The organism is Paenibacillus sp. FSL R7-0313 (genome assembly GCF_037969885.1).
Lineage (GTDB): Bacteria > Bacillota > Bacilli > Paenibacillales > Paenibacillaceae > Paenibacillus.
Map to the genome: position 1 here is coordinate 4565048 of NZ_CP150219.1, position 26710 is coordinate 4591757.

Below are 26710 nucleotides of genomic sequence, written 5' to 3' on the forward strand. Positions count from 1 at the left end.
ATTACGAGTTCTTTTTAAGCGTTTCTTTTAGGATGCCTAGGCCAATTGGAGCAAACGGTGACATGTTAGCTAGAGTGAACGGGCTAACAGGTGTGTCTGCCAAAGTGTAGCGGTACAGTTGCTTGTACTCGTAAGTGGCAAGAACTTCCGCTTCAGCCGCAGGTTCTTTACCCTCAAGGAAACTGATTGTCTTCGTCTCGATATCAACCGTGTAGTCCGTGCCGAGCGTTTGGTCTACACAATCCACCTGAACCTCAAGCTTGAACGGCGTACCGTCATCCTTCAGGGATGGCGAGTGAGCCATGTGGAAGACTTTGTTTACTCCGTTGCCCTTGCCCAATTCCTCATGGTCAGAAGTCTCAACTACTTCGAGTTCATCCAACTGAGAAATGTTCTTAGGGTGGACGGCATAACACTCATCCAGCTTGCCTACAAAGCCATCATTCGGGTGAACAATGTACATCGGAGAAATGTGGTACTTGCCACTATATACCGATGGGTTAAATCGGGTTTCGCCCGCATCAATGCTCTTATCGTGCGTAATGAATGCGAGGTAATGCTGTTGGTAGTACGTACCACCAATAGACTGCTGTAACTGTACTCCACGGTTTCCGTTGGAAGTGTTGTTTCCGTAGTCCACGTAAACTGCACCCAACTTCATGTCCTTTTTCCAAACAACTTCATCGGCTTCACGGCAACCGGAGATAATGACGTTGTTCTTACGAGGGGCTTTACCGAGGGTCGTCAGCCGCCCGATGTACAATGGAGCGAAGTACGTGTTCTCTGCGCCCGGAGTTGGGTCTGGACGGAAGAACATTACAATGCGGTCTTTGGTCACATTCCCCCAAAAGTACATCGTGCTGTCGCGTTGCCATCCTCTATCAAAGTTCTGCAACGGAGTGAAGGACAGAGCCGTTGGCAAGGACGGATAGATGTAGTAAATGGACGAGTACACAGCGTTCATCAGGTCGGTAGGTTTATCAGGGTCAAAGTTCTTAACCATAATATCACCGTAGTTCAGGGTTTGTGTTCCTGTGGCGTTCAGAATTTTCACGTAAGATGCGTGAAGTTCTGCCCCTGCGTCCGGTGCTTTTCCAATGAACGTTACAGTATTATTAGTGTAGTCAACTGTGTAATTAGTTGCGGCTTGTTCGACCTGATTTACATAAACCCGAACAGTGTCAGGTTTAATCGTTGCTACAGTAGGGATTGGGAACAATTTCTTAGTTCCGTCACCATCAGGTAAAATGGATTCAGGGTCTCCGATTACTACAGTACCACTTACGCCTTGTACAATACGTTCGCCCCGCACGTCATCAAATGTGAAGAAGTACATACGCTTCACTGGTTGTGGTGCAATTGGGGATGGGGAATAGTTGGATGTGATTGCGTCTGTAGGTTCAGGAGCAGAAGTGAACGTAACTACGCCCTTCATTGCATCCAGTGCGTAATCCGTGGAAGGCACGACGTTACCGTTCTTATAGATAATTGCCGAGTCTGCGATTACAGGGAATACTTGGTACTGGAACTTGGTATTCAAGGTCTCATCTCTAATCAACGCACCAAGAACGGAGTTCTGAGAAATAAACTCTTGCTCACCCAATGCAGGGGTACTCTTCTTACCGTAGCCGTAAACCATGCCGAAGTTACGCATTTGATTATCCGAGCCAAGAGACCTGAACAAGCGGACTTCTGCGAACTTGAGACCGTCTTGCGATACAGAGCGGTACTTAATGAATGTATCCCATCCCTTGGAGTTAAATAGCGCTTCAAGGTCTTTGGGGAATAGCTGAATCGTGGAATCTCCATCAAACCAACTCACAATAGATCACCTCTAGTTTAGAATTGCCCCGCCGATTTTACACAGCAGGGCTTGATTTTTATGGGGTTACAGGCGGTGTTGGGGGCGTAGAAGTAACTTCTACTCCTTCGTCATTGACTGTGTTGAAGTACAATCCGATACCCGCTGGGCGGTACTGAGTTCCTGGCTTGCTGGTCAGTGGCGATACGCCTTCGACCAAGAAGTAACGGAATACATCGAACTCGTCAGGGCAATGCTCCTTCTTTACACGCAACTTGTTAGCGTTAAAGGACAGCGCCGACAATGCGATAGTATCCTTCAGTGCTCCCCTCACCCCTTCTTCTGGATGTACTACGTACAGCTTGGAGGTGTGAACCTTACCGCTGTATCGGGATGGGTTAAAGGAATACTTGTAAAGAGGATTCTCAGCGTTGTTCCAAGCCCTTGGGTAATCTTTCTTACCATCCACTGAAGTACGCATTGGAGGGATAGCATTTGCAGGGGCGTTCCACGACAGGTAGTAAGCCTGATAACGAGCACCTAGTTTACCACGGCTTACCATGATGTTATCCAAACCGTTCGCAGGGAACTTAGGATAAGACTTCATGAGCGGCATGATGTTTGGTTGCTTCTTCGCAGTGTCATCAAAGTCGTATTCGGAGATTGCTGTCAGCCCCGCCGTACCTGTACTAGATACGATAGGCACACTACCCGTGAACATTGCATAAGCATCGTCACCTTCTTCAATAGCATCTAGCTTACCGAAGTAAAGAGGAATGACTGGAACAAGATTCCCTTCCGGTGCGGGTACATTATCACACTGGATGATGAAGAACAGGCTTTCTCCGTTCAAGTGACCTTTAATGGAGATTTCAGAGTCAGCCCACCAGTTCGTATTCTGAATGGCGTAGTTGATAGTGTCATCGTAGTAATTTTCCAGCAGGTTTGTCCGAAGACCAGCTTGCATAATAGGAGACTGCATCCGATTACCTTCGGCTTTAGTTACTGTAAAAGTAGCTGATGCACCTGTGCCCACCCAACCTGAAACTTCAACTTCGATATCCAACACTGCCCTCTTGAGTTCTGAGGTATTTAGCCAAGGCAATGTAATGTCAGGGTTGTTTGTAGTCAGTCCAGCAAGGTTCTCGACCATGTAAAAGTACAAGGTTTGTGGAGAACGGTACTTACGGAACTCGTTTGTCGCCCATTCAGAGAATACTTGGAGTGTCGCAGGAGCAGGTGCTTTAGTGTCAGGGGACTTGTTTAACTTTCTCAGCACACCTAGATTCTGATTCCAAGTACCAAGGACAGCCACCCCGAACATCTTACCCTCCGTGTTCTTGTAGATGAAATGCTCTGCTACGTAAATCGGAATGTCAGTAGTATCAAGTCCGGTATAAGTGCTTCGCATTATGCCTGAATCAAATGTCACTTTCTTAAAGTTTGCGACTGTCTCCCACCCTTGAGTAGCAAGCAGGTCGCCCAAACGCGGTTGTATATCCTGCTCCGTTACCTTTGGGATAAAAGATGCAGGCGTTGTGTCGATAAATGGCATTTAAATAACACCCCTTCACTTATTTGCTTGTATGAAGCCCTGTTATTACACAGGGCAGTTTACCAAGTATTCCCACGATGAACCTGAACCTGAACTAGAACTCATCACTACTTTAATCTGCGTCACACCGCCCACAGGACTGTACTGGAACTGAAGCGAACCGCCATTGGATACCTCAGTGTTCGTGCTTGCAAGCAACTGATTCTGATAGTAAACATCCATTCGGTCAGCTACTCCGTACATGTTGTAGGTGATTACCACTCGTCCAGACGTGTTACCCATCTCATGGAGTTTTTCAGTGTAAGCACCGCCGCCAGAGTCATTCAGCTTACCGCACTGCAATGTGTTTGCGGGTGGTGGTGGAGCAGGTGGTGGTGGAACGTACTTGGCAGTTACCGATACGGTCGCCGTACCCGTTGCCTTCTGACCTAATTCATTCCACACCGTAAGCTTGACTGAATACGTGCCGACATTGTTGAACGTAAATGTTGCATTATCGACCGTATAGCTCCCCTTGTTCACATCGCTTGCTACTTCCCACTTGAAGTTTGTAATGGGAGAGTGTTTACTGTAGATAGAAGTAAACCTGATTGGTGTTTCCTCTTCTATACTTGAGTAAGCAGGGTCGATGGTTAGAATCAAGGCTGGTGGCTCAGGTGGTGCAGGAGGAATCTCAGGGAGAGTGTAGCCCGCCTTCAGGATGCCTAGTGCGGCAGGTCTGAACGGCGTTGCAGGTCTCTTTGTCAGTGGCGAGATGCCTTCGACCAAGTAGTAGGAATAAACTTCATACCTATTCTCGTCATCGCAGTAATCCCTCACAGCCTTTAACTCGTCACCATTCATTATAGTTAAGGGAGACGTTAAAATAACGTTTCGCAGTGTTCCGAACGTGCCATCTTCAGGGTGAACCAGGAGCGCACGGGATGAATGGGCTTTGCCACTATACCTTGAAGGACTAAACTGGTACTTGTATTGTTCATTCATGTAATCCTTCCATGCTCTTGGGTGCTTGTGTCCGTCAGAATCTTCCCTGGGTGGCGGCATAGTGTTTGACGGTACATTCCATGACAGGTAATGCGCCTGATACCTTGCTCCGAACTTGTTACGTTTGACCATGATTGAGTCAACGCCGTTACTTGGGTAGTGGGGGTATTCCTTCATAACAGGCAGTAGAATCTCTTGCTTAACTGACGCATCATCGTAATCGAACTTAGCTGACTGTTTGAGTGCGGCTTCTACGTCTGCCCCCTCTTTGTTGTACGCTGTTCCTGAGAACAGAGCAGACGGTGCTCCCTCAGCGTTCCTATTGGTCTCGATATGCACCTCAAGGAACATTCGACCTGATACCGGAGTGTAACCACTTACCCCATCCCCACTTTCTGCTTCAATGGTTACGGAGGACATACCCTCGATACCTGTGATATCAAACTGACCCATCAACTGAGCATCATTCTGATTGTTTGACGGTTCTTTCGCCCCCACAGTGTTGAACCGACCAATCTCCTGTCCTGCAATGGTTAGTTTGACTGCTTCGTCAGGCATGTCGCCGTCCGTGTCACCCATGAGCCATACCTTTACATAAGAACCTGCATTGACCATTGGCTTTCCTGAGATGATCGTCGAGGTCTTAGTCGTCTTCCGGTAGAAGTCAAACGTGATATCCCGATTAATAACTTCCTCAGTCAGGCCATTTACGTCGAAGTCTCCCATGTAAAGAGGAATCGCAGGTACGGCATTGCTGTCCCAAATCGGAGCAGTGTCAGCTAAGATGATTAACATAATACTTTTTCCGTCAATGAATCCTTTGACGAACACTTTGCTATCATCCCACCAGTTCGTATACTTCACGTCCACGAAAGCAATCTTCTCTGTATGTTCAAGCTGAGGAATACGAGTCCTTGCTGTAACGATTGGAGATTGATACATCTGAGGGAACGCGTCCGTTATTCTCGACTGAAGAGCATTCGTGTTATCGTCCAGCCCCCACATGCTTGTCTGCACCTCTACGTCCAGAGAAACCCGTTTCAGTTCATCGGTTTTCTCCCAACCCACCAACATCTTCCCATTTCCAATCCACTTTTCAAGCTGGTAAAAGTAAAGCGTGTGTCGCTCAAAGAGTGCATCTTCGTTTGCCTTCTGGATGGCCCATGAGAATACGCCGCTGTCCTGCGGTGTCAACTGCGTACCGTAATCTGCATTTTTATCGTAGATTGCAAATGGTACTTTGCACCCTGTCCGTCCAATCTGCTCATTGACTTTTGCCATCATCGCCATACCGAATAAGTTTCCCGATATGTTCTTGACGATGATATGCTTGGTCACGTAGAAGTCGAAGGCATCCGTGGACCCGACTGTGCTGTAGTAAATAGCTACCTGACCGGACACACCTGCTTCAAACGTGAGCGTGGTTGTCTCGTCTGGATTCTTGACCGCCGTATAATAGGATGTTGGAGCAATCTCCCCATCAATGAAAATGTAGTAATCGTCGTTGAGTACCTTCGGCAAATCAATTTTAGGGTTAGCCAGCGGAAGATAGAACCGCTTGATTGTAGGCTTTGTTAGCTTGTTAGAGTAGACGACCTTGGTAAACTCAGTAACCTTTGTCCACCCATTGGCTGTCATAATTCCAGCAAGCCCTTCCAGCAGGAACTCTTCATTGATAGTCGTGTCGAGCCACGGCGTTGGTTGATATGAAGTATCTGCCATTTAATCACCTTCTTCCTACTTGAGAGTTTGGTAGTTTGCCCATACGACCTTGGGCTTGCCGCCCTCATTAAAGAACTCAAAATGAATCTGCGTCCCTTGCTTACACGGGATGATTGCTGTCAGGTACATGCCCTCCGGTAAGTCCTTCGTGTAAATGTTCTTACAGACTAGCCGTTCCCCTACATACAAGTTCCAGTAGTCCCTTGCTTCATAGTTGGATACGCCTACTGCAATAGAGAGCAGTTCGCAATCTTCTTCAATGGTTAGCTTATGTTCGACCTTGCCCGCCATTTGGGACTCTACCATAATCCCTTCAATGTACGGCTCTGTTTTTGTTGGCATAAAAGGAGGGTCGAGTCTACCGCCTACCAAGTAACTTGCAAAATTAGCGCCGCTAGACATTCACTACACCCCCTTTATATATTCGAGTTCCAGATTACTGAACAACCCGTTCTCCCTAATAATAGTCCCTCTAATGGTGCTAAAAGATGCGATATCCGTTTCCTCTTCCATTTGCTCGTTGATTCTGGAAGGATATGCTATCTCTATAAGGAAGCCGTTAACGATTAGATTCTCGTCCCTCTCAAGCGTCAGCACTTCAATAGTCCCATTGTCATAGGTGTAAACCACTGAGGTTACGAGAGCGGAGTATCCTGCCATCTCTCTACGGGCTTCCACGTTAATTACATTTGGTTCTAAAGGAGCACTGTTTATGACTGTGAGGTCATCGCCGCCCGTATACAGACCAGACTTCTGCATCTCCCTACGAATTAAGTCAAGTATGGGATAAATCTCATTCGAGTTTAGAAAGTTTCTATTCTCCACAGAATCCACCTCACTTCTATGGCATTATAAGAAAAAGCAGGAAACAATTAGCGTCATAGACGTAAGTGCTCCCTGCCCATATGTGCTTACCCTACTTCTGATAGTGTCTGCCAGGTCAACTCAAGGTAATTGAAAATACCTTCGTTACTGCCCACCATTCTATTTCCCTTTACTAAATAGTAACTGGACGTGAATGTCTTTGCGTCGTAGACATAAACTGAATCCAGCAGTTCGATTAACGGATTCCCTTTGACCACCACATTCTTCGTTCTCGCCTGACGTTTATAGTCAAAGAAAATCTTGTTGGCTACGTCCTCCTTCAGCCCACGCATTGAAGAGCCATCGACTTCCTCAATCCAATCCAGTTGAGCACCTGCGGTACGCATGTTACCCTTGGTTGCAATTATCAGCGACTTATCGAAAAAGTGCTCGACAATCCCTGCTGTACCGGAAATCATCAAGTGGTTTCTAACACGGGAGTAATCCGTAGAAGAAGTGACTTCCATTAGATTCTCGCCGTCGATGAACTCCCACTTCATTCCAGAGACCATGGCCCAATCAGGTGCATCCAAGAAATCCATGCGTTCCATTCTGAACGTCCCGTACCTATCGCAGTAGATTCGGTATGGTAAGTCCTGAATGAGAGACTGCAAGGCATCGGAAGCGTTTGTACCTAATGGGAAGGTTACACTTGCCACGAACGGGTTCTGCCAGCCACCCACTTCCATGATGTTCTCTTGACTAACGGCTTCTAGTTCTCCGTTATCCTTGTTGAACTTCATGAATGTGTTCTTTCCCTTGTTTACGTCAGTGTACACTGTATCCTCAATTACGTAGTCAGGGTTAGCCATATCCTCTGCATGAACTTTCCATGCGGTGAATCCAGAAGCGACAACGATATCCTCCACGATGCTTGATTTAATCCAAGCAAACGCCCCACCGTCTCCCGCATAAGCTTCTTCTGGCGGGTACTGCATCGGCTTGTAGAACACAAATTCCTCAAGCATGTCGAACCTGTCCACACAGCTAAAGGAGATAGTCTTCTCCGCAGAGTTCTCTGTAATCTCGCCTTTAATCATCCCCGTGAATACCCGAACAACTTCTTCGCCGTATCCAGCGTAAATCCTGATTGGGGTGTACTCACTAATGACGTGACGCAGTTCTCCTTCTTCGTAGTAACTCAGGGGAGACTTGTCCGTTCGGAATGCGTCAGGAAACTCCGGTTTGCGCTCCCACAATGGAGAGTAGATACCTGAAGCGTTGTTCAGCGTAATCCTTGCTGTGCTAATAGTCGTATCGAGATGGGTATTGATTTCCCAATTCATTACGTCTACATCGATGGTGTACGTCTCTTCAAAGACGAACTCCCCTACTTCATACCACTTCTCCTTGTAGGTGTCACCGATAGCTGTAGCCAACTGCTCAACGGCGTAGTCGTTAGAAGCATAGTTGATGCTATCGAGGTAAATTGTCCCATCCGTCACAGCGAACAGGATTCTGCTCTGGTATGGGTAGTCGAACGCCGCCCCACGGATTCCGGTGTTGACCCAAACATCGTTAAGCTTCACGTATACGTCAATGTCCGTTTGGTCATGGCAAACTACGGTATACTCAATGAAATCGGCAGCCGTATTGAGTTGGTATGTCCCACCACCACTAGTGTAAATTTGGTCATGCTTTATGTTCAGAAGGAATCCTTTTGTACCATCGCTGATAACCAGCTTTCCACTTGTGCCCGCCGCAGTCTTCAGGCTGAAGTTAATCGTAAAAGGGAACTTCTTGATTTTACCTAGCTGCTCAATACCTGCTTCGCCGCCACTGGTTGAGATTGCCTGATAGTCACCTTTGTCTTTTTGTACAACGGTGCTGTACGGAGTCCACTTGTTGGCGCTACTCATGTTGTCCTCAAAGTCCCATAAGGTTTTTGTCTCTACCGTCTCCACATCAAACTCTTTAGCCCGCAACCAAAGAATACCGAACTTGCCTCTCGATGCTTTGGAAGAGTTGGCAAACGTAATCTCGACCACGTTATGTCCTTTTGGCATTGGGATTGATGGTGGATAAGCTACACCGTTCTTGGCATTAATACCTTTGATTCGCACGACCTCGTAATCATTTACCTTGACGATAATTACATCGTCTATTTCAAGGTCTGAGAAGTATGACCATCCAAGGTTTCCTGCCTTAAACCAGTCATGCTCGAACACTATCGTCTTAGCCTGACCAGCCCCGCCCGTACCTTTGAATCCGAGTACGTTCATCTGAGTATCGTCGTCAATGACCGTCATCTGTACCGCGCCGTCAGTCTTGGTGTACTTCTTAACGTCCAGCGTTGTCTTCTTGGTTGTAAAATCCTTGAAGTAGGTCTGCTTGGAAGTTGTCTTGTTGTACTGGTACGTCACGATTTCTTTGTCGATGCTTGTATCTCCGGTAGTGTCCGCTGAACGGGTCTTTCCGTCTCCCCAAGACTTCACTTTCACCACGACAGGCTTCCTACCAAACTTAAGGGCATTAGGCTTCGTGTCAAAAAGTATGTCAATCCGGTTTCCTTTAATGTCTCCGCCAGTATCATCGGCAAGATATTCTCCCCAACTTACTCCATCGACAACAAGTTCAACCTTACTCTTTAAGGGGATGATGGAAGGGTCAACGGCAATAATCTTCCAGTTCTTCCATGTGCGAACGTCAGTGCCGCCTCTTGTGATTCCTATACAGCCGGGGCAATCAGCGACATATGCCGTGGCTTCCATGTTGTATTCCACATGGGAAGTCGATGAATCAGCCATAACCGAAGCATCCATAAAAACAGAATCCTGTATGTTTCGTGGGTCAGCTTTGGATGCGGTCTGGATGGTCTTCTTACCGCGAAGGAACTGCTCAGGGTTCAGTGCCTTACCGTTAAGCCTTACTTCAAAGTGTAAGTGTGAACCGTCTCCCCCATTAGACCGAGAAGTACCGGAGTTGCCCCCTAGACCAACGAGACCTCCTGCCTTAACCTTATCCCCCACACTGACACTTATCTTGTTTAAGTGGGCATAGCGAGTCTCCCATCCGTTGCCGTGGCTAACATAAACAACTCTACCGTATCCTCTTAAGGTGCTGGCGACTGTGACCGTACCTGACCACACAGCGTAAACAGGGTCGTTCATTGCAAGGTCGAGGTCAATCCCTTTATGCTTACCTCCACGACCAACATACCGTGTGCTTCTTGGGTCGGTCTCAAAGAAGTCCGTGATATACATGCCGTTGATGGTACGCTCCCCGTTCTCATGTCCGTGCATGGTCGAACTGCTCTTGATTGGCATGGAGAAGTCGGAGTTACGAAGTTCCGTGCTAGTCTCCACCAACGTACCGTCAACGTAGTCCGTAAGTTTCTCAGCCTTGTCGATGGACAAAAGGTCACTTACAGCACTATCCATTACGTACTGTGCTGCATCGTACTTTCTACGGAATCCCCGCACGTATGATGTTTTGTCTAACTCCACGACCACCTTCGGCTCATTTCCAAGTGCATTCACACGCTCCATGATTCCTTGTAACAACTGCCTTGAAGGGTAGTTCACGTTAGAAACATAAGTCACTTATCCCACCTGCCTTATCTATATTTCTCTGTAATCCACTCAATGAATCGGTTTAGGTAGGTTACAGCTTCCGCTCTAGTAATACATGCTTCAGGTTCAAATTTGTCATCGGTGTAAAGAGGGAACACGTAGCAACCGTCATGGTATTTTTCATCCAGTAGAGTCAGCACATCGTTCCTGTACCAATTGGCTTGAATATCAGCTTTATCTGCAATATCTCGCATTGGCGTGGCGTTATATGCGAACGCACGGTCAGTGTATCGGTTATGAAGGTTCTCATAAATTCGGCTCATGAGTGCGAAGAAGTCTCCACGACGAATGCGAACGTCTCCGAAGAACCTGTCGTTATATGTCACCCGTCCTGATTCGACGATTACCGTCTCGCTTGTGCGTCTATTAACCCCATTAATCTTTGCGTTATACCCGATGGTTGCAGGGAATCCGTTATACATATAAGGAAGGTACACTTCACCTTTATGTATTACGAATACATCCCGTTGGAATCCGATAGCATTCCTGATTACAACTCCCGCATCGCTTCCAGCCCCTACAGTAACAATCATCCTCTTCAGCTTTACACCAAGCACCGTACAAGACTCCGGTGGGTTGCTCAGACTAAATTTGTAAGTGGTCGCATATTTTAGCGTTCCGTGCGGCATCCGGTAGTCAGATGTTCCGTTGTATGGGGTATTAAGGCAACCAATATCCTTCCGGTCAGGAATACCATAAGCGACACATACTACCTCTATGCCCGCCGACAAAGGGTTGGACATGGTAACTTTCCCATCCTCAATCTTTTCGGGAAGAACCTCCACCCCATTAATCATGACGAACATAGGGTTGTCGGCATGGTATTTATAGTCAGGAACAAGGAACTCCTGCTGTCCGTTGACTGTTACAAAACGCTTAACCATGCGTTCGTAACCTGTCTTGAATACGTTATAAGTCATGCCGCTTAGTACGTCCACGTCACCTGTACCGTCTGTCTTCAGTCGGGTAATCTCAAGGGTGTCGCGGTAGAACCAATCCAGAGGGTCAACGTCAATCCATCGTTTCATCTTAATACCCCCTTAATAATTTATCCACGTATCTATAAGTCCTCATAAGCAACGTTACTGACTCTGCCCGTGTCGCCGCTTCGTCCGGACGGAAGTTAACAACGGACTCCCCGTCTGCTTCCCAATTCGTTGCAATAAGTCCAAGTTGTTGCATATTGTCGATGTACTTGTTTGCCCAATGGTTCTCAATGTCGATGAACTCGGTCAGGTATTTGTACTCGAACTCCTGTTTGCGGACAAGGGACATACCAATGGTTACGATGTACTTGGTTTCCATCTCTGCAGTCCTGATGTTGGGTTCACCTGTTACGATGCCGATGTAAACTGTTCCCTTTTCGTCGTAATACTTATGCTGTGATCCAATATACTGAAGCCAATCAGCGTATTCCTTCTTGGAATAGAACAGCATGGTAAGTGTAGCGTCATAGTGGGAAGTACCGTTTTGCACGAGCCCCGCAGAAGATGCTAGGGTCTTATTGACATATGTCTTAAGTACTGGAGTTGGAGGCTTATATTCCGTAATCAGTTTCGCCTTGACCTGTGTAAACTGAACTCCGTTGTCGTAAAATAGCTTCTTCTTATAAACCGAATCCTCCGATAAGAGGCTGTTTTGTTGTGTCATGAGTGTACCTCCCTATACGTAACTCCCCACCTCATTTTAAGATGGGGAGTGAGTTGTTAACTTCGGTAGTTAATTGGGTTCATGGCTTGTTGGTTACGAAGACCCCCCACACGTCCCACTGACAGGCCTTGTCCGATGGACTGTCCGACCTGTTGCAACTGGCTGGATGTCATGCCGTTAGTCACGTTAGGAAGCGTGATGTTTACGGTCACGTCTCCTGCTCCAATGGTAGTTGTGTTATGAGTATTCCCCCGTGTGAGGTACTGGTAGCGACTCATAGCCTGTACACCATCTGGCATGTTAAACGTGCCTGCCGAAGCTTTCATTTCACTCAAAATTCCTAACTGAGTCTGTAAAGATTGCTTTTGCAAGTCGCGGATTTCTTGATTAATCTTATAGGTCTCGTCAGCTCCTGCCGCAGGTAGCCTAGCCTTCAGGTCAGTAATTACCTGATTGATTTCGGATACCTCTTCCTTGGCGTTGGCGATACGTCTGTTACGTAGTATTGGGGAAGAGTCATCAGGGTTTCCAGCACGAAGTTTGAGTTCCAGTAGCCTGTTCTCGCGTTCCGAATTGTTGTTCTGAATTTCTGCAGTACCTAGACCGATGGATGCAAGGTTGTATTCTTTAATTCTTGCTTGCTCGTTGGCAATTTGATTCTGAAGCTGTAAAACCTGCGTTGCTTGGTCTTCGGAGAGATCCCCGATGGATTCGATTGCTTTTAGGTTGGAGAGTTCGGACTTCATCGCAGACAGCTTATTCAGGGTGATTTGTTTCAGGTTATCCAGATATTCCTGAGACTGAGTATCCATGTTGTATGCCGCGGCTAATTCCTTCGCCTGAGCGAGAAGATCAATTCTTGACAGACTGTTATTTACCTTGCGCACCTGACCTTGGTATGTTTCCTGACGGTTGTTCCATTCTTCCTGAAGAATTTCTGCCTCACCTTCATTGGCTACTTTGTCTCTGGCCGATGTAAAGGAATCATAGGCATTCTTTGCATTTTGATACTCTTGCGACTCAGGATCAGAAGTTTCCATAATCGTCTTTGCATTTTGGATATACTGATCAATGATAGCCAATTCATCATTCAATACCTGACGTATGGATGCCGCTTGTGCTTTACGCATCGCAATGTACTCGTCGGAGTCGGTCTTCATCCCGCTCATGAGAGAACGGAGGGTTTCGATCTGGCTGGAATCTTTAATCCCCTTCAGATTGTCAGTGACACGATTAAGTACGTTGTCAGTATCAATGGAAGTGAGTTCAACAGCACCCTCCATGTACTTCTTCTCGTACTCTTTCGTAGCGATATCTGTGAGCTCTTTCTGTTCTATTTCAGCCAGTTTTGAGGCTTCGTACTGTTTGGTAAAGGCTTCCTGACGCAACTTTTTAGTATCCTCTATACGTCCCGTTTCCTTTGCCCACTTGTTCACGAGAACAGTTTCGTTCAAAGTAGGATCATCCTGGTTGTCGTTCAGATACTTATACATATCGTTAAGAGAACGAAGGTTAGTCCCGCGATCCCTATTGAGCATGTTGAGAACGCCAACTGCAACTTCTTTGCTACCGCCTTCAGTAAATACACCCGCGTGGGACATGTCTGAGTTGGCCACAGACTGGATCAAGTTCATGCCGTCTCCGTACAGTCCACCCAAGAAGTTAAGGAATCCCGCTACTGAAGTCCCATCTCCTTCCTGACCAATCCTAATTGAATTGGCGGCTGAAGTAAGTTGCTTGTCGTCCGTGTCAGCCATCGCCATCATCCGTTGGTCTTCTGTAGAAGAAGCTTCCCACATGATAGCTTTAGCTGCTTCAGCTAAAACGATAGCCGCACTAATCTCTAGAGCAGCTTTAGCGATACCTCCTGCAAAGCTTCTAAAGGAAGTAGCTGCACCTCTTCCCATGTCTGAAATGTCCTTCATAAACTGTTTGAAACCAGTCTTCAGGGATGTAGTCTGAGATAATGCAGAGTTCATTCCACGCACTGCGTTGGATAGGTTACCAAATTCAGGGGAGGCTCGTCGTGCAGATGTGGCAATTTCCCTTTGACTATTCTGATACTCATCCATCGCACGACTAAGACTCTGAATATCATTAATTTGAGGTAAACCATTGCGCTGTCTGTCTACCAAGTGGTCTTCAAATCCATTGAAATCTCCTTGAGACATTCGGGACATTCTGTCAGTCAATTCGGTGTATCCAGATACGTTTGCTCTGTAGGTTCCGAATGTCCCTTGACTAGCTGTACTATTGCTCAGCCTGGTCAGAAGGCTAGGGTTAATAACACCAGCCAATTCAGCTCTTGTGCCCAGACGGTTGTTGTACTGCCTTGTACGGTCGAATTTTTCATCGTCTGTTAACTCCGTCTGCTTCTCCCAATTCTTAGCTTCGTCCATCGTAGTAAAAAGAGTTGGAATGTCTTTTATATCAACTTTCTTTTCAGAAATGTAATCTTTAAAGTGTCTACTCTGTTCTTCCGACATACCATTCAGTTCCTGAACATATCGATTCAGCAGTGGATCTTGCTGCATAGCAGCTACCTCTTGTCGATTTAACTTCTTGAAGTCGCTATCAACACTTACATCTTTCATGTTATCTAGGAAAGCAGTCCGTGCAGTCTCACTCTCAAAGTTACTTCTAATACCTAGATTTCCAGCTCCCCACTTTATACCTTTGAGCATTAGCATTCCGAGCACCACATTCGAGAGTACATCACCCAAAGCTACAAATATCTGAGCATTCTTCGCCACGTTTTCTGCCAAGTTAATAAGTGCATAGGACACTTTATTTATGGCAGGAGTCATTTCTTGAACGATAGCATCAAAGGCAATGGTAGTCCCTTGTGTTGCTCGTTTAGTGTTGACAAGAGGGTTGTCTATTGAAGTCATAATCATTTTCTCGTACTGGGACTTATTGAAGTTATCAGTAACTTGCATTACCTTGACGAACGTGTTCATGACTTCGTGCATTGCCGCAGCACCCTTTGAGGACTGCGATGTACCGAACAGGGTATCAGCTGTGTTGCGAACTGTTAGACTGTCTGCACCGGACAACTTTTGAGAGATGGATTTGAAGAGTTCCTTGGCTGGAACTAGGAGTTGTCCTCCTGTATCCGTAACGTTCGCAAGACCAAGTTCCTGCAGTTTCTTCATGGCATCAGGAGACTGAAGCTTGGCAGCTACTTTCTCGCCATCATCACCGTAGTTCGGGTCAACAGCCAACTTATCCATTTTGTTCAGCAAGTTAGAAGGCTGTAATCTTTCTACAATGGAATTGTAGAAATGACTGACATTTGTCCCTTCTATTGCAGGAGATTGGTTGGAAGCGCCAGCCATTACAATAGCTGTCTCAGAATCAACTTTGGTATTATTAGAAGCAGAACCGGATCGCTTTATAATGTCGAAAAGTTCCTCGACGCTGGTATTCGTGACTTGAGATACTGCTGCTATCGGATGTGCCACCCTATCTTCCATGTCGGACATCTCAAGGCCGAACTGCGACTTTGCTGACTCAAGACCCTTTGCGATTTTAAGAGGGTCACTACCAGGGGTGAGGGCCTGCAACTGAGCAGTCACCCGTACGAATTCTTTCATTTCAACAGGCTCTTTGAGAAAACCGGAAGCTACTCCACCAACTTGATAAAGTTTATGGTAGTCCGTTCCGTAAAACATGGACTGTTGTCGAATAAACGATTGTAGTTCGTTGACAGTATTCTCTACTCCAGCCATGTTGGTGCTATTGAGGACATTTCCGTTTTCGTCTTTATTGTACTTGTCCTTCATCATCAAGTTCTGAATCATCTTAATCTGTTCGGTCTGAACAGACTTGAAGGTCTCGACAGCTTGGTTCAAAACAAGCATCGGTGCACCGACCATAACACCTGTAATCTTGTTGCGCATCATGTTAGAGACTGCGGACTCCAGAGCCACGTTGCTTATTGTTCCTGCAAAACTGTTCTCCTGACTTGAACTGTTTCCGTTGGATACCGTTTCACTTGGTGTTGTGCTGTCGTTCTTGCCATTCTCGGAATAGGATTCTGTAGAAATGTCAAGACCTCCTGCGTTCTGTATCTTAGCGTCTCGGTTTAATCCTTTTGGTCTTGACTGGACTTCATTAATCTCCTGGATGATAGACTGTACCTGTTCATCCACTTGTTCGCGGATTTTATCAATCATGGCATTATTAATATGATTAATTTGGTTGACGAGGTGACGCTTTAGCTTAGGTTCAGGCGTGATTTCCACATTGTTAATTGTCTTAACTATCTGGTCAATCTCTTCCTGTACACTATTACTCATTTTCTTGTCGAGAGCCTTAGCCACTCGTTCAAGTTGATGTTTCAATTCATTCCCACGGAAAGAACCTAAATCCACTGTTCCAAGAGTGTCCAATTGATCAACCGTAGTTTCGAGTTCTCTTGCAATAATCTTCTTGACTTTATTGCTGAGGTTTTGTATTGGAACGTCCAGCTTGCCTGCCGTCGCCCCGTTGATTCCTGCTACAGTTTTGTTGACGTACTCCGTAAAACTACGTTCAAGTTCGTTCGAGATATTCTTAATATTGTCGGTGATCTCCTTGCCGCTAACATCAGGTACTTCCACTTCTACCGACTTCAACAGCTTTTCTTTTACATTTTTGATTGCTTTGTTCAAGTCTTCTTTGGTAATTATGAAGTCACTAGAATTCGCTACATATGGGTTCTCAAGCTTATTCAGAATCTCTTGCTTGATTTTATTGACGAACGCCATGATGGTGTTCTTGCCTACCGTAACTTGTAAACCTTCGAGAGAGTCAGGTCCAGTCAGACTTGCTGTGTGATTTTGAATAACCTTAATAAGGTTATGGATTTGCATTTTTACAACCTTAGCGACTTCCTCGTTGATTTCATTGAAATCTTCGTTGCTGATAGGTAGCTTCTGCCCTTTGGCATAGCTAGAGTCTATTTCAACATTCATGTTACGGACATGCTTACGTAACTCTTCATTAATTTCGACCTCTATCTTACCGAAGATGCCTTGTAGAGTCTCACGCTGAACGGTCAGTCCTGTCGAACCTAACTGCTGAAGAAAAATTTCGTTTCCTGCAATAAAGTTGTTAAGTCCTTTAGTTAATGATTCTGTAATATTTCCATCAGTTCCACGAGAAACCTGGGATTGCAGGCCAGACAGAGATGTCCGCATTGCGTCAATACGTTGGTCTAATCTACCAAATTGAGCATCGAGAGTTGCCATCTCCTGTCCCAATCGGGTCATGTTTTCAATGGATTTCTGAAATTCTAAAATCACATCAGATTGGATATTTTTCATAATCTCACCACCCTCATAAAATAAAACTCCTGCCCCTCCCTAGAAGGAAGCAGAGCAGGAGAATTTATAATAACTGTGCAAGGAAACTCATGTCTTCCGCATCGGCTACTTTATAACCATTCACGTAGTTACCGTCGGTTCTTGTTTCTTCCTCACCACCGCTGGAATCTTCGTTGGAAGGAACACCGCTACCGAACAACCCGCCGAGAGACATACTAGAAACTTTGATAGTAAATTCAATGTGTTCATTACATTGTTCCAGGTAATAACCCAACTGAGGTAAGGTTAACTGCCATACATCCTGCTTTTTCAAGTGGCAGTAGTGGGCGAGTTTGAAGAAGATATTTGCCCAATTGACAGGCGGCATGCTGTCATAGTTTTCTTCCTCTACCTGAGTGGTTACATGGACTTTTTTAGCCCGTTGAGACCAATCATGCAGTCGATAATTTTCTTAGCCGTCTCCAAATCAACGTAATTTCCAAGATGTTCGACCGTCATGTGGTTGTAGTACGGTTTAAATGCCATTAGTAGCACATCAAGCAGTTCCTCAAATCTATCATCCCCGTCTTCAGGGATAAGGTTAGCGATGATTACACCAGAATCAATCGTGTTAAGTTTATTCATTAGCTTTCGAGCATCCATTAGACCTAATGGTGGAATATTGTAAGTTTTGCCGTCACGTAAACGAACCTTATCGTCCTCTTCAAAGAATACTTTCTCACACACTTCTGCTTCCTCTTGTGTCAAAGGATTCTTTTCTTTTTCAGTTACCGCCTCTTGTGTCTGCTCTTCAACTTGACTGGCAATCTCTTTGGTCACAGTACTATCTGCTCTTGGAATTACTAAATCTCGTTCACTCACTTTACAATCCCCCTTTAAATTCTCCCCCAAGAATCAGTTAATCGAAGTGACGACAAGGTGGGGGAATCCTTGTAATCACCTCATAGGACATTCTAAGTGAGTAAGCCAAGGCTATAACATTTTGTATGTAAAAAGACTCCCCGAGGGGAGTCTAATGATTAGCAATCTACCGATTGGGCTGAACCTGCCTCGTAACGCTTGATAGAACCAAGCTTACCGTCAAAGCGTTCAGGGTCGATTACAGTTAGAGTTACACTATGTGTGGAAGCTTGTTGACGTTGTGCGTCGAGAGTGAAGTTGGACTTCACACGGCATTGGTACAGCTCAGTTTGATAACCTTGAATCGTACCATCTTTCTGTTCGAATTGTCCGTCATGAACAACGTGAACTGTCAACGGCATGTCCTTGGTTGTGATATCGAGGATATCGACAACTTCGTTACGCTTGTAGTTAACATAAATGTCTACATCTTTCATAGCCGAGTTGAACTTCAGCGTGCCGCCACTAATTACATATTGGTCTTCCGTAGGATTAGGATTGACCGTTTTTTTCAGAAGGACGTTACCTTGCAGGGTACGGACGGATATCTGAGGGTCTGTATTGAGCGAAGCACCATAAACAAGATCAGTAGTGAATTCAGAACCATTTTGTTTAACGTTGTGCTTCTCTTCCAGAACCCATACAAAGCCATCAGGGTCTGGAGTAATACCCGTTAGAGCCACAGCGTAGACGATGACAACTGTCTTGCCTGCCAGTGCCATGTCGAACACTACGTTCTGACCGGATATCGTCACGTCTGTACTCAGGTCTGTACCGCCCACTGCACCCTCAAAGGACTTAGGTGCAGGAGAAGCGATAGATACTTGAGTCAGTTCTGCTTGATATGGAGATGCAGAAGGAACTACGAAAGTCTCAGTAACCATACTGTAAGCAGAACCTGAGACACCTTCGCGCAGTTTTGAGCCAAGTACCAACCTAACAAGGTTGAGATCGAACTTAGCCGCTTCTGCGGTAATGTCGATTGTCTTCTTACGCAGCAAAGTGTCCAGAGCGACGCTAGAATCGCCAGCCTCGATGTCCTGCATATCCAATTGAATGTCTAGACGCATGTTATTTAGCGTACCGATTGTAACGAGGTCGTCACAGTTCGGGATTTTCGCCATGAATTTACCTGCACCTTTAATCAGCATTTTTTTGTTTTTAGTAACTTTCATTCAAAAAACCTCCTTTATTCGTCTATCCCAATAGCGAAAACTATTTGGGTGAAATACTTGTAGGTGTTTCCAGTCAGTATCGTCTTCAGAACTTGTGACGTACTCCCTATTAAACACACTACCCTTCGGCATACCAAGGTACTGGTCGTCGAAAATCTGGCAAATCGGTCAGCGATGTTTACAGTCAATCCCACATCATCCTTCGTATAGATATCGAAGTCTACGATGAATCTATACTCAAGGTAATTCTCGCCTCTTGCTCCAGGATTTTTATAAAATATTATCAAGGGCAAGTTGTGCTGACTAAGTCTTGTGGCTTCTTTCTCTTCTGAATTTAGGTAGCTAAATTTTCTGGAGAATCGTTAGCCGGCAGTCCTAGCATTGCAAGATTTAAGGGTCTTGACGAAGCGTGGTGTGAATATAGGTGTAAACATTGGAGATGTGGATTCTCCCATTACATCACAACCTCTTATGAATGCTTCGTATACCAATATAAGCTGAAATGGGAACATTTCTAACAGCCCTGCGTATTGAGGTGTCCAACAATATCAACATCAGCCGGGGATGCTCTCCCTCGCATCTGTAATAACCCATGATTGAAGTAGACTGGCCCTATACTCTTTTTACTTGATCTCAATAACGGATACTATGGGATAGCTTGCCGAAATCATAAACAGCTTTCCAGCTTTGAATGCCTTTTGCTCCTTGAAAATTAGACGTTGATCTTCATTGCCTACTCGAGGATTATGCTTGTCACTTACGTAAATATCGCCATAACCCAAGTTCTCGACAATCAGGATGGTATCTTTTTCCTGAGCGTTATAAATGAACTGTCCGAACATAGTAAGTTGTTGGGTTAACTCGGCTACCACATCCCCCTCCACATCCTCTACATTTACATCATCAGTCGCCTTATACTTGCTTCTTTCCCTTGTCTCTAAGTGTGCTTCAGCGACTTTTAATTCTTTCTTGTGCGTCCCAGTTGGTCCTGCCATGTAAGAAAACTCCTCTCAAAATGGTATTATTGTGATAATAAAAAAGGTGGGGGATGTAGCCCCTATCCGCCTTGTAGTTAGTGCTGAGTTAACAGGGTATCGACATCAGATCGTCAAAGGAATATTTTTTACTGAAGTTCACTTTATATGACTCAGCTTTGATTATATGGTTATTTAAAAACAGACTAACAAACTTAGGTTCATGCTAGTTTAAAAATATTTGAGTTGTACTGGGAGAATTGGTCTGTAATGACTTTCGCAATATTTATTAATTTAATATATTATTTATCTTTTAATCTTTAATCTTTTAATCTTTTAATCTTTATTGAGTGTAAAATTTACATTTCAAAAAAACATTTAAATAGGTGGAGATCCTAAAATGTAAAACTTACACTTCACGATTCCTAATGTCCCTATTTGGATTACATGGTTAGAACATAGGGATACATCATTTATGCTTAGAAATAAAATCAATCTGCTTTTTTCAGCTTTGAAATGAATTCTAATATTTTGTCAACTGTCCGCAAGTTATCTTCAAGAGTCTCAATGTCGTAGCCTATTTCCATGATTCGCTCAATTTCGATATCGCAAGTAAAAAAGAAGCCGTCCCCCCCGACAGTGATCTGTGCTGTCTTACGGAGCTCTTCCAACCGATCATTCCATCCGTGGTAACAGAAACGGCAATAAGGAGCATAATCATCCTGCTCATCATTTGGTATGACGTCGGACTTGACTATGCCCACGAATTTGCTAACCCTTGCTTCCTCTCCACACTTTATACATGATGTACGGAGTTTATGGACTTCATCAGCATGAGCAAGAATATCCCCTATATACCTGAATGTGTTGTTTTCGGAGTCAACATCGAGACCAAACAAGTAAACTTCAAGTCCTCCCATAGCCAGTCCCTCAAGAATTATGAAGCCATCTTCCTCTTGATTAAATAACTGTGTCTCATCTACTAGTATTGCCTCTAGACGCTCCGATTCGACTATAGCTGGGATTTCAGACAGATATTTAACAGCCCTCGCAGGGGCTTTATCACCTTCTCTAGAACGGACAAACTCATCACCCTCTCTCTCACTCGAAATAAACGGCTTGAACACAGCGACTTTGACACCGTCGCCCATCATTTCTTCGTAAAGGTCAATTAGTTTTTTTGTCTTACCGCTCCTTACTGATCCAACAAATGCAATTAATCTCCCGATGTTTGTCTCCATTACTTCACTCTCCCTGAAAGCAGACCGTTTAACCTTATGCCCGCTCTAACAATTTTTTTTGTGAATGTGCAACTCAGTTAAGAGTAATCAATCCATATGTATATCGAGATGTTCAATCATGTACTCGAAAACAGCAGACAGATTTCCTTTAAAATAATTTTTAGCTACTTTCTGTAAATATTTTTTATTTTTAGGAGTAGTTCTTAAGTAAATACGTTCCGTTTTCATGATGATAACCCTCTCTTCTTCATACACGGTCTACAGCCAGTGGGCGTTTTAGGTAGAACTTGCATCCGTTGATTCGAATCTTCTAGCTCTTCGGGCAAGACCAAGTAGCTGTATCGGTTCAAGACTTTCCCTGTAATTTCCCCGATACAGTGTAGACAAAGCATGGATTCTCCTTCCAGTCCTTCAGCCGCAAAGTTCTCCCTTGCTTTATCAGTAACGTACCTGAATTCACACTTAATACACTTGATTAAAAAGTCCATTTTAAATCAATCCCTTTATTTTTCTTCTTACCGTAAAGCGCAGGGCTAGTTTAGGATGGGAGAGACTTTTTCACTCTCCACAACCTTTACCATACTCGGCAGTATTCAGGATTTTATCTGCCCATACAAGGCTAACAATCCGCTTCACGATTCAAACCAGTATGTCCTAACCCCCTAATCCAAGTAATTTCCTTCTTAATTCCTCTTTTTTCTTATCTTGAGCGCAAGGACGGCACTCGTAGATTCCCATATACCTATCTACTAATTCTTGATAAGGAACACTCAGGGTCTCTGACAAACAGTGAATACACTTGCCACCATTCGTCTCATAGATAGAGGCTAAAGCCTTGGCATTCTGCGTGATGAAGCGTCCGCAATCGCATTTCATATGACCACCTCTAGTACCAATATAAGTTGATTTGTACACAATTGAACTTTTGTACGTACTAGACACATCTTTTTATAGGAGTAGTACGACTAATTGGAATGTAAGGGTCAGAAGAGAAATGAATATAATAAGACTAGAACCGAGTGGGCAGAAATAATGTGAGAAAGCAAAGTTATGTCAGCGGGATACACTATTACTATTTACCCTTTTGGAGGAGGGAGCCCAAAAATCGGGGTAAAAGCTAGCGGAAGATTGATTTGTCATAGAAGTGGAAACTCTAATAATATTTAGCTCCTTTCATATAGATGATGTAAACCAGAAGTACATGTCAATCATGCACAATACAATGGGTGTTTCTTACAAAAAGTCGAATCAAAAACGTCTGATGTTAGTTCTAGCTGCTAGGTATATTTTTGATGGAAATCATGAATAGGCGGATGGCATTCGAGCAAAGAGACTCATAAAACTACAAGGAAGAGTGATAAAACATTGGAACCGCTGAGACGTTGACTCACGTGTACATTGTTGACACTGTTCCTCTTTATTATGAATAAAAAATTATGCTGTGATCGTCCAAACTGGCATAGATTACCTTTCTACGTTATCAACCTAAAAAGGACCCCGAAGGGTCTTAATTAACATACTAGGACTTGATTTAAGACTTGATTTAGGATGAAATTTAATGGTCGTTTAGAGCTGTACTGGACTACGTGATAAGATAAAATACTCAAAGAGTTTTATATATCGTTGGAATACAAGTGAGTTTTAATGTATTCATCGAGTTGATCTAACCATATGCTGATAGTTTTCTTCTCTAGAGCACTGCTGAAGCGCCCTAATTCCCTACCTCCGTGGCTGACGATCATAGTTGGTATGAACATGACATCTGTGTGTATAGAGGGCACATATTCGACTTTAGAGACATCAATGTGCGGACGTTCCGAGGCTATATCGTCTATGGTCTTATGGAAACGTCGGCAATGACCGCATTCATTGTTGTAGTATAGGGTGATTTTCATTTGTAATATGTAAGGTGCTTTCCATAAGGGTTTATGTTCCATTTTTGATATTCGTTGGTATCCACTTATAGTGCTCCCTTCATTTAGAATTCATAGTGTAATAATAGAACTGATAGATGGGTAGTTATCTTAAGTCTCTTTTCAAAAGGATGTTTTGGTTATGATGAGTTCGCGCTTTCATCTCATCACTCTTTCTTATATAGTATCAGGGGCTTGTCGCCCCTCCTTAACATACAAATTTTGTTGTCTATTTCATCAACATCCAATACGATGATTTCTCTAGCTAAATTTTTTATGATTTTTTATGATTAATTGATAATTCGACTGTTGTCTCATCCGCTGGCAGCTGTTCAAGATTTTCGCCGTAAGAAGGGACTTTAGAATGATTTTAATAAAGATACATTTTAAGATATTGTGATCCAAACGTCCTTGTTTAGTTTGATTTCTATATACTATATTGATCCCCGCATCCTTATTAAAAAGTGCGAGTTATTTAAGCACTTTGTTGAATAGCTTTCTGACGGATGTAATAAAGCACTCTGGTTGTGTAGGCGTTGGTGTCATACCCACACACCTCAAGTAGTTCTGTAATTTTATTGATGCACAAGTTCTCATTACGCTCCTTTGTTGCCTGAGTGATAAGTTCAATCTCCCGTTCATACTTGGAAGAGCTCTTAGTTTCCTCTTCCTTCAACTCTCTGTTCACAGTTTTGCTGCGGATTCGTGCGAGAGTACGGCTAATGGTCATGGGGTATACGTTCAGTTGTTCAGCAATCTGAGCATTGTTGTTACTTGTATCGCTCAAGAGCAGGCGCATGACCTTATTTTCGAATTCATTAAATATAGGGTCATCCAGTAGTTGCTCTACATAAAGACGATTGGCCACATCTTCTTCAAGGATTTTCTCGTCCTTGTTGACGAATTCAAAATTATCAATCCCGTCATAATGCTCAAGGCCATCGCTGAACATGGCAATCTCGCGATAGCGCTCAATTGACACATTAAGTAGAGCTGACATTTCTTCTTCAGCGGGGCGATACCCTAGAGCATCCTCAATCCCGACCATTTGCTTAATGAGGTCAACCGCCCCCCTGCTCAACCTTACAGACTGAGAATCACTATAAAGAAGCTGATTGATTTCCCAGAGGATGGGGCGTACAACGAATGTTGTGAATTTAATGCCTCGTTCAAAATCAAAATCCTTGATAGCAGTCAGAATGCCTATACAAGCATGTTGGTATAGTTCGTCCTCTGTGATTCGGAACTTCGTTTTAAGTTCTAGGATACTCCCCTTGTAGTGCTTGATAATAGAGAAGATAAAGTCTCGATTAGCCTTCAAGAAGTCTCCCATGAGTTCTCTGTTCTCTTTACACGCCTTCAAGAGAACCATATTATGCATATCCTTCATCTCTTTATCCCTGAGCTGTAGGTAGTTGGGACTCGGCACTATCTAATTCACCTCGAACTTTCTGTCTTTTTTGTATTACTTTTGAGAAGTCCGCTGACGTCACATCTGCTGTGATTTTGCAACTTTGTTCCTTGGTCTTGAGGACCTACTTTAAAGGCCTACATTAAGTTCTTGAAGTTCTGCCAACTTGTTATCGTTACATCAGAGGTGTGAAATACTCATTTTCTGGTCCCCTTCCTGTGTCAAACAAAATTATTTCCTGCATACTCTTAGTAGTCGCGCTAACCCTATCAGGAGGTGTGAACAAATAGAAAAGACCCCTCTCGGGGCCAATATAATTAAGTTGAAGCGCTGAGCTCATCTCAAAAAAGACGAAAACTTGAAAAGCTAACCAACGACTTATTTCCATGAAGGAGCAACAATTTCTGACTTTGTCCAACAGTGACAGAAAACCGTTTTTTGTAGAAACCTTGCTCCACCCCATTTACAGAGTTACATCCAGATATCTGAGTTTTTAAACAAATTTTCACTTCGCTTCATTTATGCTATGGACGTCCTTGTTTTCACATAAAAAAACGGCATGAGGGTTTTTCCCATGCCGTTTCAGTTTCAATTTTATTTACCCTATCATGTCTTTGTAGTTTAACTAATATTGCTTGCAGGCTTTCAGCAGATAGACTTTCTTGCCGACTTTAAGTCTTTCCTGTGCTGTTTTGAGTTCCTGACATACTTTCGTAACCTTATTGTCCTGAACCATGATCCTGTGCAACTACTTTTTGATTTTTGCCAATGCTTTATTAACTTTGGTCAAATACTTAGTGTTATACGTCCCTCGTTTAACGTTCCCCTCGCCTTGATTATAAGCAACGATTCCCAATTCATCGCCGAATCTCTTTTGAGTATAGGCAAGGTACTTAGTGCCAATTTTGATGTTGATTGAAGGTTTTTTGAGACTCCCCGATATATTCATATATTTCTGTGTGGAGGGGAGCACCTGCAGCAAGCCTACGCTACCGTGAGTACTGACAAGGTTAGGGTCGAATGTCGCCCCCGTTTCAACTTGAATAATTGCTAGTATAGTATAAGGATCGACACCGTAAGTCTTGCTATTCTGTACGATAAGAGTGGCAAACTTAGTAGAGTCTGACTTGTTTACCTTGTACTTGAGAAGATGGTTCACTATGTTCTTTTGCACAGTGGAAGACTTTGTAACGACAGAAGTAGATTTAGGCGCAATTTTCGGTTTATCTGCAGCAGCTGTCATTTTAAGTACTGGTTTTGCTTCGAGTACAGCTTTTGCAATCATTGGGATGGGCTCTTTTTTATTCGCCTCTATCGACAAGAGGTGTCTAACGTTAAACACACTTTCTGACACAGAAACTTGGGGGATCGGATTATTATCGAAATCCGATGTTTTCTCATGCGGGGAGCAAGCAGTAATCGTCATGGCTAATGCCACTGTCAACTTAATTTTCTTCATTTAACAATTCTCATCCTTTTTGTTCTACAAGTATTTTCCAAACGAAGTCTATAATTAAATAATAGAAATCCTTAGATGCAAAGCCTCTGACTGAAGAAATAGAATAAAGAAAAGGTGAGCTAAATTGTCTAAGATGAATCATGGAGTAGCTTGGATGAATTTGAACTTCTCTTCGTCCGG

The 26710-nt window shown here is 44.1% G+C and carries 16 protein-coding genes; all 16 read right to left on the reverse strand.

The features are described from left to right. Position 1: 1 nt before the first annotated feature. The 16 genes from NSQ38_RS19905 to NSQ38_RS19980 all read right to left on the reverse strand — a co-directional run bounded on the left by NSQ38_RS19905 (position 2) and on the right by NSQ38_RS19980 (position 26530). A complete protein-coding gene (locus tag NSQ38_RS19905) occupies positions 2-1822 on the reverse strand; it encodes a hypothetical protein (RefSeq protein WP_339783757.1) in 1821 nt (606 codons plus the stop codon). Between the two features lie 58 nt (positions 1823-1880). Continuing rightward, positions 1881-3356 carry a hypothetical protein gene (locus NSQ38_RS19910; protein ID WP_339783758.1) on the reverse strand — a complete coding sequence of 492 codons (1476 nt, stop codon included), beginning with the start codon at positions 3354-3356 and terminating at the stop codon, positions 1881-1883. 45 nt (positions 3357-3401) lie between these two features. Further along, positions 3402-6062, reverse strand: a complete 2661-nt coding sequence (locus NSQ38_RS19915; protein WP_339783759.1) for a PKD domain-containing protein — start codon at positions 6060-6062, stop codon at positions 3402-3404. 15 nt (positions 6063-6077) lie between these two features. Next, positions 6078-6464, reverse strand: a complete 387-nt coding sequence (locus NSQ38_RS19920; protein ID WP_062834625.1) for a hypothetical protein — start codon at positions 6462-6464, stop codon at positions 6078-6080. Between the two features lie 3 nt (positions 6465-6467). Beyond that, positions 6468-6887: a hypothetical protein gene (locus NSQ38_RS19925; protein ID WP_339783760.1), complete on the reverse strand. Its 420-nt coding sequence runs from the start codon at positions 6885-6887 to the stop codon at positions 6468-6470. 86 nt (positions 6888-6973) lie between these two features. Next, on the reverse strand, positions 6974-10306 hold the full coding sequence (locus tag NSQ38_RS19930) for a peptidoglycan DD-metalloendopeptidase family protein (RefSeq protein ID WP_339790611.1): 3333 nt from the start codon (positions 10304-10306) through the stop codon (positions 6974-6976). Positions 10307-10482: 176 nt separating this feature from the next. Continuing rightward, on the reverse strand, positions 10483-11526 hold the full coding sequence (locus tag NSQ38_RS19935; RefSeq protein WP_339783761.1) for a hypothetical protein: 1044 nt from the start codon (positions 11524-11526) through the stop codon (positions 10483-10485). 1 nt (position 11527) lies between these two features. Beyond that, entirely contained in the window at positions 11528-12148 is a 621-nt protein-coding gene (locus NSQ38_RS19940; RefSeq protein ID WP_339783762.1) for an S-layer homology domain-containing protein, read from the reverse strand. Between the two features lie 56 nt (positions 12149-12204). Continuing rightward, a complete protein-coding gene (locus NSQ38_RS19945; protein WP_339783763.1) occupies positions 12205-17457 on the reverse strand; it encodes a hypothetical protein in 5253 nt (1750 codons plus the stop codon). A 64-nt stretch (positions 17458-17521) separates the two neighbouring features. Further along, on the reverse strand, positions 17522-17824 hold the full coding sequence (locus tag NSQ38_RS19950) for a hypothetical protein (protein ID WP_235431569.1): 303 nt from the start codon (positions 17822-17824) through the stop codon (positions 17522-17524). Positions 17825-17856: 32 nt separating this feature from the next. Next, positions 17857-18318: a DNA polymerase III subunit gamma/tau gene (locus NSQ38_RS19955; RefSeq protein ID WP_339783764.1), complete on the reverse strand. Its 462-nt coding sequence runs from the start codon at positions 18316-18318 to the stop codon at positions 17857-17859. Between the two features lie 158 nt (positions 18319-18476). Next, on the reverse strand, positions 18477-19532 hold the full coding sequence (locus NSQ38_RS19960) for a hypothetical protein (protein WP_062834620.1): 1056 nt from the start codon (positions 19530-19532) through the stop codon (positions 18477-18479). 623 nt (positions 19533-20155) lie between these two features. After that, entirely contained in the window at positions 20156-20527 is a 372-nt protein-coding gene (locus NSQ38_RS19965; RefSeq protein ID WP_339783765.1) for a hypothetical protein, read from the reverse strand. A 470-nt stretch (positions 20528-20997) separates the two neighbouring features. After that, positions 20998-21747 carry a hypothetical protein gene (locus tag NSQ38_RS19970; protein ID WP_339783766.1) on the reverse strand — a complete coding sequence of 250 codons (750 nt, stop codon included), beginning with the start codon at positions 21745-21747 and terminating at the stop codon, positions 20998-21000. 2388 nt (positions 21748-24135) lie between these two features. After that, the gene (locus tag NSQ38_RS19975) at positions 24136-25089 is read right to left on the reverse strand and encodes a sigma factor (protein ID WP_339783767.1); all 954 of its coding nucleotides are present in this window, start codon (positions 25087-25089) and stop codon (positions 24136-24138) included. Between the two features lie 730 nt (positions 25090-25819). Further along, positions 25820-26530, reverse strand: a complete 711-nt coding sequence (locus tag NSQ38_RS19980; RefSeq protein WP_339783768.1) for a transglycosylase SLT domain-containing protein — start codon at positions 26528-26530, stop codon at positions 25820-25822. Positions 26531-26710: the final 180 nt, after the last annotated feature.